The following is a 16,116-nucleotide window of genomic DNA, read 5'->3' on the forward strand; positions in this document are numbered from 1 at the left end:
GGATTGCGCGTGGTGGCGATGATGCGTGCCGGCGCAATCTTTTGCGCGTCGAGCAGGTGGCGCAGGACGCTGCGGCCAAGCTGGCCGGAGGCGCCGGTGACGAGAAGGGTTTCGCTCATGGGGAGATCCTGATTTTGCGCCGAAGCGGCGGGTGCTCTTGATGGTCTCAAAAAGAGACCAGCACTAAATTAGGAATTGACCGCTCCCCGTAAAGAAGGCAGTTTTCCGGGACGTAGGCACACGCAGGGAACCAGCGATGGACGGCAAGATCGTCAATCTGAAATCGAAGATCGAGATCTACAAGGCGATGACGGACGGCGCCAATTTCGCCGATTGCCCGGTTCGCGACGTCATGCAAGGCATGAACGGCAAATGGAGCCCGTTGCTGGTAACGGCGCTTGCGGAAAAGCCTTATCGCTTCGGTGAACTGCGGCGGCTGGTTCCCGACATCTCGCAGCGCATGCTGACCCAGACGTTGCACGAATTGCAGCGCGACGGCTACGTCCATCGCGAGGTGTTCCCAACCAAGCCGCCAAGTGTCGAATACAGCCTGACCGATCTCGGGCGTTCGATGTTCGTGCCCCTGTATCAGCTCGTCCAATGGGCCGAACTCAACCATGACGCGGTGCGCGAGGCGCGCGCCGCATTCGACGCGGCGCAGGCCTGACCCACGATGCGACGGCGCGGTGGCTTGATTTAGCCATGCCGCTGAAGGATTGTCCGGCCACTTCGGGTTGGGCGGGCAATGCAAGAATCTCTGGACATCGCGATTGCCGGCGCCGGGCCGGCCGGGCTGGCCACCGCGCTCTTTCTCAAGCGGGCAGGGCACCGGGTCACCATCTTCGAACGGTTCGATGAGCCGAAGCCGGTCGGTTCCGGGCTGATCCTGCAGCCGACGGGGCTCAGCGTGCTGGCCGAACTCGGCCTGCTCGGCGACATCCTTTCGCTGGGCAGCCGCATCGATCGCCTGCACGGCGCCGACGCCAGAAGCGGCCGCACGGTGCTCGACGTCCGCTACGATGCCCAACGCGGCGGCCGCTTCGGGCTGGCGGTGCATCGGGCGGCGCTGTTCGGCGTGCTGTTCCGCGCCGCCCGGCGCGAAGCGATCGCGATCGAGACCAATGTCGAGGTCGAAGCGCTGGAGATCGGCGAAAGGGCCGTGCTGGTCTGCGGCAAGGGACGCAAGGCAGGTTCGTTCGATCTTGTCGTCGATGCCAGTGGCGCGCGCTCCAGGCTGCGCCAAGGCCTCAACGATCCAACTGAACCCAGGCCACTCACCTATGGCGCGTTCTGGGCCTCGCTCGGCTGGAAGGGCGAGGGTTTTGACGAGAACGCGCTGCTGCAGCGCTATGACAAAGCGAGCGTGATGATCGGCGTGCTGCCGATCGGCCGGCCCGAGCCCGGCGCCGAACGGATGGCTGCCTTCTTCTGGAGCTTGAAGCCGGCGGATGCCGAGAGCGCCCGCGCCGCGGGGCTCGACGCCTGGAAGGCGAGGGTGGTCTCGCTGTGGCCGGAGTGCGCCGCCTTCACCGAACAGATCGAGAGTTTCGAGCAACTGTCGCTGGCGCGCTATGGCCATCACACGATGAGGCAGCCCATCGGTCGGCGGCTGGCGGTGATCGGCGACGCGGCCCATTCGACCAGCCCGCAGCTCGGCCAGGGGGCGAACATGGCGCTGCTCGACGCGGCGGCGCTCAGCCATGCGCTTGCGCGGGCGGGCAGCGTCGATGCGGCGCTGGAGGGCTACGCAAAGGCGCGGCGCTGGCACGTGCGCATCTTCCAGGCGCTGTCGCTGGCCTTCACGCCGTTCTATCAGTCCGATTCCGCGGCGCTGCCGTTCATCCGCGACCGCCTGGTGGCGACGATCGCCAAAATCCCGCCGGCGCCACAGTTGCTGGCTTCGATGGTGGCCGGAACGGTGGTCGACCCGTTCAGGCGTATCGGGCTTCAGGAAGCGGGGTGGCCTGATCGCACTGCCGGATGAGTTCCGAGAGATGGGAAGCCTTGGCCCGCAGGAAGGCCTCGAGGCGTTGCGGATAATCAGGATCGACCGCTTCCTTCACCGACTGCCGTTCGCTCAATGCACGGCGCCAGGCCTGGACGAGGGGTTTTCCACCGAGGATGCCGAAATCGCCGATCTCGTCGAAGACGTCAAAATATCGGAAGATCGGGCCATAGACGGCGTCGACCAAAGAAAAGCGCTCACCGGCGAACCAGGGGCCGGGGCTGGTGCGGTCCGCCAGTTCCGCTTCGAGCCGATCGAACATCGCCGACAGACCTTTGCTCTCGGCCGTGAAGGCGGCCTCGCTGGAGGCGGCGTAGAAGCGGCCGATGGCGTTCAGCGTGGCCGAGCCGAACTCGATCCAGGCGCGGTGCCGGGCGCGTGTCAGCGGATCGGCTGGGTGCAGCGGATTGGCCTCGGTTTCCTCGAGGAATTCGAGGATGACGGCGGACTCGAAAATCTCCGTCTCTTGGCCGCCGCGATCGACGCTGAGCAGCGGCACCTTGCCGAGCGGCGATCTCGCCCTGAACCAGGCCGGCTTGTCGGCGAGATCGATCATGACGCGCTCGAACGGCACGCCCTTCTCGGCAAGGGCAATCGCCGCGCGTTGCACATAGGGGCAGAGGTGGTGGCTGACGAGGGTCAGCTTGCTGACCGCCTCCCCAGCTTTGCAGATTTCGTGTTTCATCGGATGACTCCATATAGATGCAGTTGCATTGATATGGATGCAAATGCATCGAACGTCAAGCTTGATGCAATTGCATCTATCGCTTAGGCTGCGCCAATGGAGAGGACATCGCCTTCACCCGCCGCGATCAAGGCCTGGGCGCGCCTGATGCGCGTCTCGCGCCAGCTCGTGGAAAGAGCGGAGGAGGCGCTGAAGGCCAGCGGTCTGCCGCCGCTTGCCTGGTACGACGTGCTGCACGAGCTTGCCGAAGCCGGCGAGGGCGGGCTGCGGCCGTTCCAGCTCATCGAGCGGACCTTGTTTGCGCAATACAACATCTCGCGGCTGCTGGCCCGGCTTGAGGCAGATGGCCTCATACAGAAGTTGCCGGTCGCTGATGATGGCCGCGGCCAGACCATCCGCATCACAGGCAGCGGGCGTGAGACCCGCCGCCGCATGTGGGCCGCCTACGGGCGGTCGATCGCCGAGCTGGTGGGCGCCAGGCTTCCGATCGAGGACCTTGAGACACTGGCCACCCTGCTCGGCAGGTTGCGCGATCCACCTGCAGGCGACTGAGCCAGCCAAGACCTGGCGGTTTGCGCGCTGCATCCGGATACCAAAATGATTTTCTCCATTTTGTCCTTGCGTCGGCAGCAGGATTGCGCAATATGCCGAACCGTAACGTACGGTACGCCACCAAGAACGGGCGTGACCTTTCATCAGGCGAGAAAGAAACGTGTTGCAGGCAGGCGCTGAGATCGACAGCAGCGAAGCGCTGACGGAGCGGCAGCAGGCCGTTCTCGACGCCGCCCTTCGCCTGCTGGTCGAGGAGGGCGACAGCCTGACCATGACCGCGGTGGCGCGGCGGGCAAGCTGCTCCAAGGAAACGCTCTACAAATGGTTCGGTGACCGCGACGGGCTGCTGACGGCGACGGTGCAGTGGCAGGCCTCCAAGGTTCGGGTGGCGCCGGTCGACCGCAAGGGTCTCGATATTGCCTCGCTGACGGCGAGCCTCGAACGCTTCGCCTCGGACTGGCTCAAGGTGATATCCAGCGATACGTCGATCGCGCTGAACCGGGTGGCTGTCGGCCATGCCGGTTCCGGCAAGGATGACCTCGGCGCCATCGTGCTGCAGAATGGACGTTTCGCGCTCGCCAGGCGCTTGAAGCCGGTGCTGGAAGCGGGACGAGAGGCCGGATTGCTGGATTTCGCGGATGCCGAAACGGCATTCCGCACCTTTTTCGGGCTGGTCGCCCGCGATGTGCAGATGAGGCTTCTGCTCGGCGACCGGCTGGAATTGACTGAGGCGACGATCGGTGGCGATGCCGCCCGTGCGACGCAGCAGTTTCTCGCTCTCCATGGAGCAAACAACCGGCCGCAAGGCCTCTGATCTTCAAAACGGGAAGGAAGACGAAAATGCGTGTCTATTACGATCGTGACGCCGATCTCAACCTCATCAAGGGCAAGAAGGTCGCCATCATCGGCTATGGCAGCCAGGGCCGGGCGCATGCGCTCAACCTCAAGGAGTCCGGTGTCAAGGACATCGCCATCGGCCTCAAGGCCGGCTCGGCGACCGCCAAGAAGGTCGAGGCCGACGGGCTCAAGGTGTTGACCGTCGCGGACGCCGCCAAATGGGCCGACCTGATGATGATGGCGACGCCGGACGAATTGCAGGCCGACATCTACAAGAACGAGATCGCGCCGAACATCCGCGATGGCGCGGCGATTGCCTTTGCGCACGGCCTCAACGTGCATTTCGGCCTGATCGAGCCGAAGTCGACCGTGGACGTCGTCATGATTGCGCCGAAGGGTCCGGGCCACACCGTGCGTGGCGAATACCAGAAGGGCGGCGGCGTGCCGTGTCTGGTGGCCGTCAACCATGATGCTTCCGGCAATGCGCTCGATCTGGCGCTCTCCTACGCCTGCGGCGTCGGCGGCGGCCGCTCCGGCATCATCGAGACCAATTTCCGCGAGGAATGCGAGACCGATCTGTTCGGCGAGCAGGTGGTGCTCTGCGGCGGTCTGGTCGAGCTGATCCGCGCCGGTTTCGAGACGCTGGTGGAAGCCGGCTACGCGCCGGAAATGGCCTATTTCGAGTGCCTGCACGAGGTCAAGCTGATCGTCGACCTGATCTATGAGGGCGGCATCGCCAACATGAACTACTCGATCTCGAACACCGCCGAATGGGGCGAGTATGTCTCGGGTCCGCGCATCATCACCGCCGATACCAAGGCCGAGATGAAGCGCGTGCTGAAGGATATCCAGACCGGCAAGTTCACCTCGGAGTGGATGCAGGAATACCGGGCCGGCCTGGCGCGCTTCAAGGGCATCCGCCGCAACAACGACAGCCACCAGATCGAAGAGGTCGGTGCGAAACTGCGCGCGATGATGCCGTGGATCGCCAAGAACAAGCTGGTCGACAAGGCGAAGAACTGAGGCGATCCACGGTCTTTGCATTGCGCGTCCTCGGGCTTGGCCCTGCGGGCGCGCGGTGATCGCCAAGAACAAGCTGGTCGACAAGGCCAAGAACTGAGGCGATCCACGGTCTTTGCATTGCGCGTCCTCGGGCTTCGCCCTGCGGGCGCGCGGTGATCGCCAAGAACAAGCTGGTCGACAGGGCCAAGAACTAGAAAGCTTGCGCCAATTCTACCCTTCCGGCCATCTGCCGCGGGTTTCTGCGCTTCCGGTGCTCACGGACTTCAATGTCCGCTCCGCTCCGGTTCTCGAAACCCGCACCAGCTGACTCGGCAGGGCGAATTGTCATCAAGCTTCCGGTCGAGAAGCACCGAGCCGGCGGAGCAATCCGCCGGCTTTTCGTTAAGCGGATGAGTTCGCGGTGGAAAAGAGCCCGCTTCAGCCGTAGTGCCAGTGCGGCTTCGGTTCGGTGCCGGTGAACTCGACGCCGATGCGGCCGTCGCGGCGCCAGCGCACCACGGCCTTGTAGCCGATGCCGTCGGTCGGCACGTAGAGCAGGAATTCGTCGGGCACGCGCGCCTCGATCGGGACATTCAGTTCGGCACCGCCGGCATGCATGTTGCGCAGCGTGCATTTGACCTCGGAATTGGCGATGCCGGTCAGGATCGACGCGCCCTTCAGCACGCGCTGCCTGCGCTTGTCCCTGTTTTCGTCCTCGGCCATGGCTTTCCGCTGCCGGGCGATCCGGTCAGCCTATGTGATAGACCCGCCTGATGAACAGCGCGTTAGCGCCGATGGCATCATGCCGCAGCCCTGGCAAAAACGGCGCCGCGAGGCGCGGCGCCGTTCGAGCATTCTTCGATCCCTTGCCGCTCAGCTATAGGGCGACCAGCACTGCTGGCGCGGGCCGTTATAGGGCTGGAACGTGTTGTCCCATGCCCGGTACGAGCGGTAGCGGTCGTAGCACCACTGGACATGCGCGCTCGAGAGACGCTGCGTCCGGTAGATCCGCCGGGGCTGAGCGTAGTAGCCGTTGTTGTAGTAGCCGTTGTTGTAATACAGGCTGCCAAGGCCGAGACCCAGGCCAAGACCAAGAATTGCGGCATCGGAATCTCGGAAATGGCGGCGGTGATGGTGGCGTCTCCAGCGCCAGTCGTCGCCGTTCCAGTTATTGTCACCATCCCAGTTGCGGGAGAAATTGCGCTCGCGGAAATTGCCGGACCGCCAGCGGCCGTCGCGGTTGCGCCAGCGCCATTCCTCATTGTTGAGTTGCCGGTCATTGCCGCCGGCCCACTCGTCGCGGACGGGCGTGATGCCCGGCGCCGCCAGGTTGGACGGGACGGACAGGTCTGGCTCAAGGATCGGACCGGCCAGCGACGGCGCCGTCCCGCCCGCCACAAGACCCAGCGTCAGCAGACCGGATCTCAACGAAGACAAAAAGAGCGTTTTCATTGCACACTCCGAAGATTTCAGGCCCCACGCCCAGAATACCCCGGGAAGAGGCCCTTTTATGGAACTTGCCGTCTGAACGGCGGATGAACGGAAAGGTTCCGTCAACCATGACGGGCGCATGGGAGGCCCTTGTCTTCATCGGGAGTTCTGGGCAAAGGTCACGGCCATGTCGCTGCGCCTTGCCACCTTCAATGTCGAGAACCTGATGAACAGGTTCGATTTTTCCGGCTACCGCAACCAGCTCAACGAGGATCGCACGCTGGCGCTGTTCGATATCCAGAGCGAGGCCGAGTACAAGATGCTTGAGCAGGCGCGCGCCATTTCCCAGTCCGACGACACGCGCCAGCTCACCGCGCTGGCGATCGCCGCCACCCGTGCCGACATCATCTGCATGCAGGAAGTCGACAATATCGAGGCGCTGAAGGCCTTCGAATATGGCTATCTGTTCAAGATGGTCGGGCAGGGCTACCGGCAGAAATACACCACGGCCGGCAATGATTCACGCGGTATCGACGTTGCCGTGATGATGCGCAGCGAGACGGCCGAGGGCCAGCCGATCGAATTCGTGCGCATGACCAGCCACGCCCACGTCACCTTCGAGCAATTCGGCCTGTTCACGCCGGAACTGGCGACACTCGGCTATCAGGCCATCGAACGCATCTTCCGGCGCGACTGCCTTGAGGTCGACCTGAAGATCGGCGGCGCGCCGCTGACGCTTTATCTCGTCCACTTCAAGTCGATGGGATCGCCGCGCAACGGCCTCGACGGACGCGAGGCGACCATGCCGCTGCGCATCGCCGAGGCGCAGGCGGTGCGCCGCATCATCGAGGAGCGCTTCGGCAAGGATCATGCCGCCGACAAGCGCTGGGCGATCTGCGGTGACATGAACGACTACCGGCAGCGGGTGAAGATCGAGGGCGACAGCGTCGACGGCTACCGTTTCCAGGTGATCGACGAGAGCCAGTCCTGCATCAACGTGCTGACCGCCGGCGGCTTCTGCGAAAACGTTGTCGAGCGGCGGCCGGAGATGGACCGCTGGAGCTTTTACCACACGCGCGGTCCGGAAGAGCGGCACCTCTGCCAGCTCGACTATATCCTGCTGTCGAAGGGGCTGGCGGCGAAGAACGCGACCGCCGTTCCCGACATCGTCCGCAACGGCCAGCCCTGGCGCACCATCTTTCCGGCGGGCCAGGAGGTCGAGCGCTTCCCGCGCGCCGGCTGGGACCGACCGAAGGCCTCCGACCATTGCCCGGTGGTGATCGCTCTGGACATGGCCTGAGCCGGATCTCAACACACCTCCGAGTAAGATGAGCTTCGACCTCCCACGCAACGTCATCCTGCCGGTCGACAAGGTCGATGTCCGGCTCGACCCCGGCCCGCATCCGTTCGAACGCGAAAACGCCGAGGCGATAGCCGAGAACTGGCGGCGCGAGATGGGGGCAAACCCGGCGCTGTTCGACGGCACGGTGGTGTTGCTCTCGGCGCTCGCCTATCGCGACGGCGGGCTCGTCGGCCGCTGCCATGCGGTGAAATATTCGACCTTCATGCTGTGGCGGAAGAAGCGCGAGGCGAGCGGCGCCGAGCATGCCTATGCGCATGCCATGCTGGTCGCCGGCGACAATGTGCTGGTGGCGATCCGCATGGGCGCGCATACCGTCAATGCCGGCCGCGTCTACTTCGCCGCCGGCTCGTTCGAGCCGATCGATTTCCGCGACGGCCTCGTCGATGTCGACTTCAACATGATCCGCGAAGTGCGCGAGGAGACTGCGATCGACCTGTCGGGCGCCGAACGCGGCCGGCGCTATCATGCGCTGTCGACGCCGAGCGGCACGGTGATCTTCCGCCGCTATCGGGTGAGCGAGCCAGCCGACGAGATCGCGCGGCGGATCAGCGCCTTCGTCGCCACGGAGGCGGAACCGGAGATCGAAGCTCCCGTCGTCATCCGCGATGCCACCGACCTGCCGGACGGGCTGATGGGACATATGAAGCCGCTGATCGAATGGCATTTCGCGGGTGGTGACGAAGTCCCCTGAGTCCTCATGGGAAGATCGGCGGCAGCGCCTCGTCCGGCATGCTTTTCCGGGAGCCGCCGTCGTCCTTGTAATAATAGCTGTAGCCGTTGATGGCTGGCGCGCCGCCGAGATGCGCGTAGAGAATTCGTGAGCCCTCGGGGAAGAAGCCCTTCCTGGTCAGGTCGATCAGGCCCTGCATCGACTTTCCCTCGTAGACCGGATCGGTGATCATGGCCTCGGTGCGGGCCGCCAGCCGGATCGCGTCGTTCGTGGCCTCCGACGGAACGCCATAGGCCGGATAGGCATAGTCGGGGTTGATGACGATCTCGTCGTCGCGGACGGCGCGGCCGAGCCCGACGAGGGCGGCGGTGTCGTCGACGATGCGGCGGACCTGGGCGCGGGTCTGGTCGAGCGTGCCGGAGGCGTCGATGCCGATCACCCGGTCGGCACGATTCTGCGCGGCGAAGCCGACGATCATGCCGGCCTGCGTCGAGCCGGTCACGACGCAGACGATGATGTAGTCGAAGGCAAAGCCGAGCTCGGCTTCCTGCCGGGCCACCTCCTCGGCGAAGCCGACATAGCCCAGCCCGCCGAACTTGTGCACCGAGGCGCCGGCCGGGATCGGATAGGGCTTGCCGCCGGCATCCTTCACCGACTGGATGGCGTCCTCCCAGCTTTTGCGGATGCCGATGTCGAAACCGTCGTCGACCAGCCGGCTGTCGGCGCCCATCAGGCGTGTCATCAGGATGTTGCCGACCCGGTCGTAGACCGCGTCGTAGTGCGGCACCCATTTCTCCTGGATCACCACGCATTTCATGCCGATCTTGGCGGCCGTCGCGGCGACCATCCGCGTATGGTTCGACTGGACGCCGCCGATCGACACCAGCGTATCGGCGCCGGACCGAAGAGCATCCGGCACGATGTATTCGAGCTTTCGCAATTTGTTTCCGCCCATGGCCAGCCCGGAATTGCAATCGTCGCGCTTTGCGTAGACCTGCACCTTGCCGCCCAGCGCAGCGCTCAGCCGCGGCAGATGCTCGATCGGTGTCGGGCCGAAGGTCAGCGGATAGCGTTCAAACTTGGCGAGAAGTGACATCGTTCTGTCTCCGCTTCTGGTGATTTTCATGAAGCGATCATAGGCGCAGTGGCTCGAAAGGTGCTCTCGAACTTGCGGGCGGATTTTTCACATCTCCCGCAAATCAGCGATATGATTGGCCTAACCATTCGAAGAGGGCAGCAGAAATGGAAGAATCTTCCGCCGAAACTCTGGATCGCATCGACGTCAAAATCCTGCGCGCCCTTCAGGCCGAGGGACGGCTGACCAATGCCGAACTGGCGGCCCGCGTGAACGTCAGCGCCGCCACCTGCCACCGGCGCACGCAGCGCCTGTTCGAGGAGGGCTACATCACCGGAGTCCGGGCGGAGATCGCCCCCGCTACGGTCGGCCTTGGCGCGCTGGTGATGGTCGGCGTCGTGCTCGACCGCTCGACGCCCGAAAGCTTCGCCGCTTTCGAGGAGGCCGTGCTGAAGCTCAAGGAGGTCCTCGACTGCAATCTGGTGGCCGGCGACTTCGACTATCTGTTGAAGATACGGGTCCGCGACATGGCGGATTTCAACAAGCTGCACGGGCAGAAGCTGATCGCGCTGCCGGGCGTTCGGCAAACCCGGACCTTCTTCGTCATGAAGGAGGTCAAGGAGAACGCGCGGCTGCCGTTCTGAGAGGGCCGCTCTTGGTGGTGGTCAGCGCTGTCCCTTGTCCGGCAATGCCTTGCGGTCGTTGCGGGCGGCGACGAAGAACAGGATCACGCCGAGGCCAAGCAGCGCGCCCATCGCCATTCCCATCGTCTGGCCGACGACCTCCTGGAAATTCGCGGCGACGCGATCGGGATTCTGGAGGCCGTAGCCGGCGAGATACCACCACAGGCCAGCCAGGCCGGCCTCGATGATCGCCAGCGTCAGGACCAGCCGCGCCTTCTTGCTCATTCGTATCTCCCCCATGCGCCAAAGGTCACAGCAGTAGCATTGCAGGATGCGCGGCGACAGAGGCAGGCGAGAGCGTGTTCCCGCGCCGACTTCACTCGTGCCTGAGCGCGTCGATCGGGTCGAGCCTGGCGCCGCGCAGCGCCGGGAAGAAGCCGAACACCATGCCGATCAGCGCGGAAAAGCCGACGGCGAGCAGGATGACCGCCGGGCTCGGGGCGAAGGGAATGGTCAGCGCCACCGAGGCGATGGCGGCGAGCGCCAGGCCAATCAGGATGCCGATGATGCCGCCGAAGAGCGACAGCACCGTCGCCTCGACCAGGAACTGGATGAGAATGTGCTTCTCATGCGCGCCGATCGCCAGCCTGATGCCGATCTCGCGCGTGCGCTCGGTGACCGAGACCAGCATGATGTTCATGATGCCGATGCCGCCGACCAGCAGGCTGACGCCGGCGACCGCGCCCAGCATGCCGGTCATGGTGGTGGTGGCGCTGGCCATGGCGTCGGCGATCTGTGTCATGTCGCGGATCGAGAAATCGTCATCGCGGTCGGGCGTGACGCGGCGCGTGTCGCGCAGGATGTCCTCGACGCGCGGCTGCAGTTCGGTTGTCGGCGTGCGGTCGTCGGCGGCGATGTAGATGGAATCGATGTCGCGGTTGCCGGCGATGCGGCGCTGGTAGGCGGCAAGCGGCATCAGCACGACATTGTCCTGGTCCTGGCCGAAGCCGGTGTAGCCCTTGGGTTCCAAGAGGCCGATGATCTTGCAGGAGGTGCGGTTGACGCGAATGGTCTCGCCTTCCGGATCGCCGGCGCCGAAGAATTGCTGGCGCACCGTCTCGCCGACCAGGCAGACGCCGGCGCCGGCGCGGGTCTCGGAATCGCTGAACGGACGCCCCGAGACCAGCTTCCAGTCGCGCGCGTCGAGATAGGCGCTGTCGGTGCCGGTGACGCCCGATGTCACGCTTTCGGTGCCGAAGATGACGCGCACCTGCTTTTGCGAGGCGGGCGAGATCGCGCGGGCGCCGTCGAGATGCTTGACGAGCGCGGCAAGGTCCTTGTCGGCAAGAGGACGCACCACCTGGTCGAGCCCGCCCGGTCCGCCTGGCCCGGCCGGGCGGCCGGAGCGGACGACGAGCAAATTGCTGCCGAGCTTGGAAATGTCGGACTTGACCTTCTGGGTGGTGCCGGAGCCGATGGTCAGCATGGCGATGACGGCGGCGACGCCGATGACAATGCCGAGCAAGGTCAGGAACGAGCGCAGCACGTTTCGCCGGATCGAGATCAGCGAAAGGCGAACTGTCTCCCAGATCATTGGGCCGCCTCCAGTTTGTTGGAGTCGGACGCGACATGGCCGTCGAGGAAGCGGATCGTGCGCTCGGCGTAGGCCGCCACGTCGGCCTCGTGCGTGACCATCACGATGGTGAGGCCAAGCCCGGCGTTGAGCCGCGTCAACAGCTCCATGATCTCGTGCGTGCGGGCGGTGTCGAGATTGCCGGTCGGCTCGTCGGCGACGAGCAGCGTCGGCCTGGTGACGATGGCGCGCGCGATCGCCACCCGCTGCTGCTGGCCGCCCGAGAGTTCGGCCGGCGTGTGGTGCTCGCGCCCGACAAGGCCGACCTCGGCCAGCGCCTGCATGGCAAGCTGGCGACGCTCGCGCGCGGCGACGCCGCGATAGATCAGCGGCAGCTCGACATTCTCTGCCGCCGTGGTGCGCGGCAAGAGGTTGTAGCCCTGGAAGACGAAGCCGACATAGAGGTTGCGCAGCATGGCGCGGCGATTGCGGTCGAGCCGGCCGGCATCGATGCCCTCGAAACTGTAGGTTCCGGCGGTCGGCGTGTCGAGGCAGCCGATGATGTTCATCGCCGTCGACTTGCCGGAACCCGACGGCCCCATGATGGCGACGAATTCACCCTTGCGGATGGCGAGATCGACGCCGGCCAGCGCGTGCACGCGGGCCTCGCCCTGGCCGTAGCTTTTCCAGACCTTGTCGAAGGCAATCAGCGTGGAGCCTGACACGGCGTCAGTTCCGCAGCTGCGAGCCGGTGATGACCTGCGCGCCCTCGTCGAGGCCGGACGTGATCTCGGTCAGCTCGCCGTCGGTGGAACCGACCCTGACGTTGACCGCGTGCGGCCGGCCGTTTTCCAGCACATAGAGCGTGCGCGAGCCGTCGGTCGGTCTCGGCGCCGCGTCGCGCTGACGGCCGGGGCGGCCCATGCGGCCGGTGAACAGGTCGCGCAGGCTCCATGTACGGGCGACCGGCGGCGCCGGCCGGTAGCGGAAGGCGGTGGCTGGCACGGTGAGCACGCCCTTGGCCTGCCTGGTGACGACCGAGACGGTGGCGGTCATGCCGGGTCGGAGCAGCAGCTCGCCATTGTCGACCTCCAGCCGCGCATTGTAGGTGACGACGCCATCGGTGGTGACGGAGGCATAAGAGATGTCGCGGATCTCGGCGTCGAAGGGCCGCTCCGGAAAGGCATCGACGGTGAAACGGGCATGCTGGCCGGGCTTGACCGAGCCGATATCGGCTTCGTCGACCGCAGCCTGCAGTTCCATGTTCCTCAGATCGGCGGCAATGATGAACAGCACCGGCGCCTGCAGCGAGGAGGCGACCGTCTGGCCGGGGTCGACCGAACGGGTCAGCACGATGCCGTCGATCGGCGCGTAGATCGTGCTCTTGGCGAGATCGGTCTGCTGCGCCTTGAGGTCGGCATTGGCGATGGCAAGGTTGGCCTCGGCACTGTCTCGCGCAGCCTTGGCGCGGTCGCGCGTCGCGGTCGCCGCCTCGAGCGACTGGTCAGTCGCCATGCCGCGCCTGGTGAGCTCGTTCGCGCGTGTCAGAGCGTTCTCGTTCTCCTTCAGCGTCACCGTTGCGTCCTCGACGCTGGCCGCGGCCGCCCTGGCGGACGCTTCGGCGCGCTCGATCTGAACTTCGAGCTTGGCGGTGTCGAGCGTCGCCAGCACGTCGCCTTTCTTGACCCGTTGATTCTCCTCGACCGCGACCGATCGGACGACGCCCGAGAGCTCGCTGGAGATGTCGACCTGGGTGAGGGGCTGCAGCGTGCCGGTGGCCGAGACCTGGACGGTGAGGTCGGCGACAGTGGCCGGCACCGTGGTATAGTCAATCCTGGCTGGAGAAGCTGAATACAATTGGTAGCCGGCAAAAGCGGCGGCAACGGCGGTCAACGCCAACAGGGCATAGCGCCAGCCGCGACGGCGTGTCCTGCGCAGGCCCTGATGGTCGAGGCCAAGCGCCGTCTCGATGGCGGAATCCGATTCCGTCTTTGGCGGATTGACAATCTGGTCCACGCTGGACCCCTATAACGCGCAATGTCCCTATCTGTGCACAGATCAGGCTTTGTGGTTCGAATTACAAATTAAATTTCGCCCATGTTGGGATTGAGGCAAGAATGCAGACCCGGAACTACTTGCTCTACGATGTCTTCACGACCGGGCGGCTGGCCGGCAATCCGCTGGCTGTCGTCCTGGACAGCAAGGGGCTGGACACTGCGGCAATGCAGGCCATCGCGCGCGAATTCAATCTGTCCGAAACGGTGTTCGTGCTGCCGCCCGACAACGCCAAGCACCGCGCCCGCATTCGCATCTTCACGCCCGACTATGAAATGCCGTTCGCCGGCCATCCGACCGTCGGTTCGGCGATCGCGCTTGCCGACCTGGGAGGCGAGACCGCCGGCATCTTCGTGCTCGAGGAGAATATCGGCCCGGTGCGCTGCGCGGTGAGCAAGCATGACGGCGCCACCTTCGCCGAGTTCGACCTGGCGAAGCTGCCGGAGCCGCTGGAGCTCTCCGCCGACGCGGAAGCGATCGGCGCCGCGCTTGGCCTTGGACCGCATGAGATCGGCTTCGAGAATCACCGGGTCTCGTTCTGGTCGGCCGGCGTGCCCTACGTGACCATTCCCGTCGCCGACCTGAAAGCGGCGGGCCAGATCCGGCTGGACAACCAGGCCTGGTCGGAACTGGCGCCGCGCAAGAGCGAATGGGCCTTCGCCAGCCCCTATGTCTATTGCCGCGAGACGGTCAACCACGAGAGCGCCTTCCATGTGCGCATGATCGTGCCCGGCAGCCCCTCCTATGAGGACCCGGCGACTGGCTCGGCAGCGGCAGCATTTGCCGGCGCCATCATGCATTTCGACCGCCCGACCGACGGCATTTCGCAGCTCTGGATCGAGCAGGGGCTGGAGATGGGACGGCCGTCGCGAATCCGCCTCGAGCTCAATGTCGATGGCGGCAAACTGGCCGCCGCCCGCATCGGCGGACATGCCGTCAAGGTGGCGGAAGGCAAGCTTTTTGTATGATGGGTGCGGCACTTAGGCGATTTGTCGGGAAATGATCCCGGCAGGGCTAGACATCCCCAAGATCGGCGGCTATATGCCCGCCGACGCTGGGTTTCCCGGCCGCGTGGGTGTGTAGCTCAGTTGGTAGAGCAGCTGACTCTTAATCAGCGGGTCCACAGTTCGATCCTGTGCACACCCACCATTTTTCCGCTGAACTTTTCTTTTTTCATGTGCGGCGAAACCAGCCGCCAAGGGCTGTGAGACGCAGCGATCGCCAGCCAAGTTAGCCCAACTGGCGAGCGCCGGATCGGATAGTGGCGGCCAACGCCGCGCATAGCGATGGCAAGACGTCCGCTATGCCTGGAAGAATTGTTCGATGTCATCCAAAACGGTGATGGTCACCACAATGTCCAGGGGGCTGTTCCAGTCGACGTGAAGGAGGAATTCAACGCCTCCTGCTTCCACGCCAGCCCGGCCGTGAGGCCCAACATTGGTCACATAGACGTTTGCCAGGCCAAGGTTGGGGCGCCCAAGTGTCTTGGGGCCGCCGCCCAGGCCGCCGAAGGCGGGTGTGAATTCCGCCGCCGTAATGACCACAGTGGAGTCAAGATTGATCGGGTCCCAATTGAAATTCTTGCGAATTGTACCATGCTGACCCCTGTAGAGGACACGAATTGAACGAGCCATGTCTTCCTCCGTTGCAGTAATATTTCCACAATCGGAAATATTGGCTCGAGGTAATTGGCATGGCTGTTGTCTTTGAGATGTGAGCTGAATCACAAATCATTCGAAATTGTTGGTAATTGGCGAGGCATGGTTAATAGATCTGCCTCTCGCGATCTCAGAGGCTGGTTTTTAGAACCTGCGATTCGCTTGATGAGGCAGCTATACCTATGGGCAGTCTCGTCACTTCTCCGACACACCTGCCTCAGCAAAGCTCGCCATGCGGGCGTGGCATTCCAGCGCCGAGCGCACGATGTTGACGGCAAGGCAGGCGCCGGAGCCTTCGCCGAGCCGCATGCCGAGATCGAGCAGCGGCGGCAGGCCGAGCGATTCGAGCAGGCGGCGGTGACCGGATTCGGCCGAGACGTGGGCGGCGATGGTGTGGGCGAGGCCGGTCGGGTGCAGCCGCGCCAGCGGCGCCGCGGCGGCGGTGCAGACGAAGCCGTCGAGCAGCACCGGCACGTTGTTGCGGCGCGCGGCGAGGGTGGCGCCGAAGATCGCGGCGAGTTCGCGGCCGCCAAGGGCAGCGGCGATCTTCAGCGGGTCGGATAGCGCGTCGGCATGGCGCTTGAGGC

19 protein-coding genes, 1 tRNA gene and 1 pseudogene are annotated in these 16,116 nt (G+C 64.7%); 10 read left to right on the plus strand and 11 right to left on the minus strand.

Features of this window, described 5'->3' with window-relative positions; genetic code table 11:
* Positions 1-119 (minus strand): annotated as a pseudogene (locus EN780_RS40585) (SDR family NAD(P)-dependent oxidoreductase); the annotation flags it as partial.
* 137 nt (positions 120-256) lie between these two features.
* On the opposite strand from EN780_RS40585, the gene EN780_RS11985 reads away from it, so the two are divergent.
* Positions 257-667 (plus strand): helix-turn-helix domain-containing protein, encoded by a 411-nt coding sequence (locus tag EN780_RS11985; protein WP_127283382.1) that lies wholly within the window; start codon positions 257-259, stop codon positions 665-667.
* A gap of 78 nt (positions 668-745) precedes the next feature.
* Entirely contained in the window at positions 746-1,984 is a 1,239-nt protein-coding gene (locus EN780_RS11990) for an NAD(P)/FAD-dependent oxidoreductase (RefSeq protein WP_128273920.1), read from the plus strand.
* Here the strand turns inward: EN780_RS11990 and EN780_RS11995 are convergent.
* On the minus strand, positions 1,932-2,690 hold the full coding sequence (locus tag EN780_RS11995) for a glutathione S-transferase family protein (protein ID WP_128273922.1): 759 nt from the start codon (positions 2,688-2,690) through the stop codon (positions 1,932-1,934). The genes EN780_RS11990 and EN780_RS11995 overlap by 53 nt on opposite strands.
* 96 nt (positions 2,691-2,786) lie before the next feature.
* Here EN780_RS11995 and EN780_RS12000 point away from each other — a divergent pair, with 96 nt between their 5' ends.
* From EN780_RS12000 to ilvC, 3 genes are all read left to right on the plus strand, one after another.
* On the plus strand, positions 2,787-3,242 hold the full coding sequence (locus tag EN780_RS12000; RefSeq protein WP_128273924.1) for a MarR family winged helix-turn-helix transcriptional regulator: 456 nt from the start codon (positions 2,787-2,789) through the stop codon (positions 3,240-3,242).
* Positions 3,243-3,402: 160 nt separating this feature from the next.
* A complete protein-coding gene (locus EN780_RS12005) occupies positions 3,403-4,056 on the plus strand; it encodes a TetR/AcrR family transcriptional regulator (protein WP_127392874.1) in 654 nt (217 codons plus the stop codon).
* Between the two features lie 26 nt (positions 4,057-4,082).
* A complete protein-coding gene (gene ilvC / locus EN780_RS12010) occupies positions 4,083-5,102 on the plus strand; it encodes a ketol-acid reductoisomerase (RefSeq protein WP_126053989.1) in 1,020 nt (339 codons plus the stop codon).
* 417 nt (positions 5,103-5,519) lie between these two features.
* On the opposite strand, the gene EN780_RS12015 is transcribed toward ilvC, so the two are convergent.
* Both EN780_RS12015 and EN780_RS12020 read right to left on the minus strand, forming a co-directional pair.
* Positions 5,520-5,804: a PilZ domain-containing protein gene (locus EN780_RS12015; RefSeq protein ID WP_127283376.1), complete on the minus strand. Its 285-nt coding sequence runs from the start codon at positions 5,802-5,804 to the stop codon at positions 5,520-5,522.
* Positions 5,805-5,954: 150 nt separating this feature from the next.
* Positions 5,955-6,533: a BA14K family protein gene (locus tag EN780_RS12020; RefSeq protein WP_128273926.1), complete on the minus strand. Its 579-nt coding sequence runs from the start codon at positions 6,531-6,533 to the stop codon at positions 5,955-5,957.
* A 166-nt stretch (positions 6,534-6,699) separates the two neighbouring features.
* On the opposite strand from EN780_RS12020, the gene EN780_RS12025 reads away from it, so the two are divergent.
* Positions 6,700-7,812, plus strand: coding sequence for an endonuclease/exonuclease/phosphatase family protein (locus tag EN780_RS12025; protein WP_128273928.1), 1,113 nt, complete (start codon positions 6,700-6,702; stop codon positions 7,810-7,812).
* Between the two features lie 28 nt (positions 7,813-7,840).
* On the plus strand, positions 7,841-8,566 hold the full coding sequence (locus EN780_RS12030) for a hypothetical protein (RefSeq protein ID WP_128273930.1): 726 nt from the start codon (positions 7,841-7,843) through the stop codon (positions 8,564-8,566).
* Between the two features lie 4 nt (positions 8,567-8,570).
* On the opposite strand, the gene EN780_RS12035 is transcribed toward EN780_RS12030, so the two are convergent.
* Complete coding sequence (locus EN780_RS12035; RefSeq protein WP_128273932.1) at positions 8,571-9,641, minus strand: 1-aminocyclopropane-1-carboxylate deaminase; 1,071 nt, start codon at positions 9,639-9,641, stop codon at positions 8,571-8,573.
* 146 nt (positions 9,642-9,787) lie between these two features.
* Here EN780_RS12035 and EN780_RS12040 point away from each other — a divergent pair, with 146 nt between their 5' ends.
* Complete coding sequence (locus tag EN780_RS12040; protein WP_127283371.1) at positions 9,788-10,264, plus strand: Lrp/AsnC ligand binding domain-containing protein; 477 nt, start codon at positions 9,788-9,790, stop codon at positions 10,262-10,264.
* A gap of 21 nt (positions 10,265-10,285) precedes the next feature.
* Here the strand turns inward: EN780_RS12040 and EN780_RS12045 are convergent, their stop codons facing one another.
* From EN780_RS12045 to EN780_RS12060, 4 genes are all read right to left on the minus strand, one after another.
* Positions 10,286-10,528, minus strand: coding sequence for a hypothetical protein (locus tag EN780_RS12045; RefSeq protein ID WP_128273934.1), 243 nt, complete (start codon positions 10,526-10,528; stop codon positions 10,286-10,288).
* A 91-nt stretch (positions 10,529-10,619) separates the two neighbouring features.
* The gene (locus EN780_RS12050) at positions 10,620-11,837 is read right to left on the minus strand and encodes an ABC transporter permease (protein WP_128273936.1); all 1,218 of its coding nucleotides are present in this window, start codon (positions 11,835-11,837) and stop codon (positions 10,620-10,622) included.
* The gene (locus EN780_RS12055) at positions 11,834-12,541 is read right to left on the minus strand and encodes an ABC transporter ATP-binding protein (protein WP_127283368.1); all 708 of its coding nucleotides are present in this window, start codon (positions 12,539-12,541) and stop codon (positions 11,834-11,836) included. The genes EN780_RS12050 and EN780_RS12055 overlap by 4 nt, the downstream gene beginning before the upstream one ends.
* 4 nt (positions 12,542-12,545) lie before the next feature.
* Positions 12,546-13,832, minus strand: coding sequence for an efflux RND transporter periplasmic adaptor subunit (locus EN780_RS12060; RefSeq protein ID WP_127283367.1), 1,287 nt, complete (start codon positions 13,830-13,832; stop codon positions 12,546-12,548).
* 101 nt (positions 13,833-13,933) lie between these two features.
* Here EN780_RS12060 and EN780_RS12065 point away from each other — a divergent pair, with 101 nt between their 5' ends.
* Together EN780_RS12065 and EN780_RS12070 are read left to right on the plus strand one after the other, a co-directional pair.
* A complete protein-coding gene (locus tag EN780_RS12065; protein ID WP_128273938.1) occupies positions 13,934-14,839 on the plus strand; it encodes a PhzF family phenazine biosynthesis protein in 906 nt (301 codons plus the stop codon).
* 105 nt (positions 14,840-14,944) lie between these two features.
* Positions 14,945-15,020, plus strand: a tRNA-Lys gene (locus EN780_RS12070).
* A gap of 152 nt (positions 15,021-15,172) precedes the next feature.
* On the opposite strand, the gene EN780_RS12075 is transcribed toward EN780_RS12070, so the two are convergent.
* Positions 15,173-15,505, minus strand: a complete 333-nt coding sequence (locus EN780_RS12075; protein WP_127283365.1) for a hypothetical protein — start codon at positions 15,503-15,505, stop codon at positions 15,173-15,175.
* A gap of 219 nt (positions 15,506-15,724) precedes the next feature.
* Positions 15,725-16,116: nicotinate-nucleotide--dimethylbenzimidazole phosphoribosyltransferase (locus tag EN780_RS12080; protein WP_189556501.1), on the minus strand; the 392-nt coding region annotated here is incomplete at its 5' end.

This window comes from Mesorhizobium sp. M4B.F.Ca.ET.089.01.1.1, assembly GCF_004022605.1.
GTDB classification, from domain to species: domain Bacteria; phylum Pseudomonadota; class Alphaproteobacteria; order Rhizobiales; family Rhizobiaceae; genus Mesorhizobium; species Mesorhizobium abyssinicae.

What these genes read in the sequence shown, in the direction of transcription:
- EN780_RS11985 (WP_127283382.1), top strand. Translation starts at nt 257, where the DNA reads ATGGACGGCAAGATCGTCAATCTGAAATCGAAGATCGAGATCTACAAG.
- EN780_RS11990 (WP_128273920.1), top strand. Translation starts at nt 746, where the DNA reads ATGCAAGAATCTCTGGACATCGCGATTGCCGGCGCCGGGCCGGCCGGG.
- EN780_RS11995 (WP_128273922.1), bottom strand. Translation starts at nt 2,690, where the DNA reads ATGAAACACGAAATCTGCAAAGCTGGGGAGGCGGTCAGCAAGCTGACC.
- EN780_RS12000 (WP_128273924.1), top strand. Translation starts at nt 2,787, where the DNA reads ATGGAGAGGACATCGCCTTCACCCGCCGCGATCAAGGCCTGGGCGCGC.
- ilvC (WP_126053989.1), top strand. Translation starts at nt 4,083, where the DNA reads ATGCGTGTCTATTACGATCGTGACGCCGATCTCAACCTCATCAAGGGC.
- EN780_RS12015 (WP_127283376.1), bottom strand. Translation starts at nt 5,804, where the DNA reads ATGGCCGAGGACGAAAACAGGGACAAGCGCAGGCAGCGCGTGCTGAAG.
- EN780_RS12020 (WP_128273926.1), bottom strand. Translation starts at nt 6,533, where the DNA reads ATGAAAACGCTCTTTTTGTCTTCGTTGAGATCCGGTCTGCTGACGCTG.
- EN780_RS12025 (WP_128273928.1), top strand. Translation starts at nt 6,700, where the DNA reads ATGTCGCTGCGCCTTGCCACCTTCAATGTCGAGAACCTGATGAACAGG.
- EN780_RS12030 (WP_128273930.1), top strand. Translation starts at nt 7,841, where the DNA reads ATGAGCTTCGACCTCCCACGCAACGTCATCCTGCCGGTCGACAAGGTC.
- EN780_RS12035 (WP_128273932.1), bottom strand. Translation starts at nt 9,641, where the DNA reads ATGTCACTTCTCGCCAAGTTTGAACGCTATCCGCTGACCTTCGGCCCG.
- EN780_RS12040 (WP_127283371.1), top strand. Translation starts at nt 9,788, where the DNA reads ATGGAAGAATCTTCCGCCGAAACTCTGGATCGCATCGACGTCAAAATC.
- EN780_RS12045 (WP_128273934.1), bottom strand. Translation starts at nt 10,528, where the DNA reads ATGAGCAAGAAGGCGCGGCTGGTCCTGACGCTGGCGATCATCGAGGCC.
- EN780_RS12050 (WP_128273936.1), bottom strand. Translation starts at nt 11,837, where the DNA reads ATGATCTGGGAGACAGTTCGCCTTTCGCTGATCTCGATCCGGCGAAAC.
- EN780_RS12065 (WP_128273938.1), top strand. Translation starts at nt 13,934, where the DNA reads ATGCAGACCCGGAACTACTTGCTCTACGATGTCTTCACGACCGGGCGG.
- EN780_RS12075 (WP_127283365.1), bottom strand. Translation starts at nt 15,505, where the DNA reads ATGGCTCGTTCAATTCGTGTCCTCTACAGGGGTCAGCATGGTACAATT.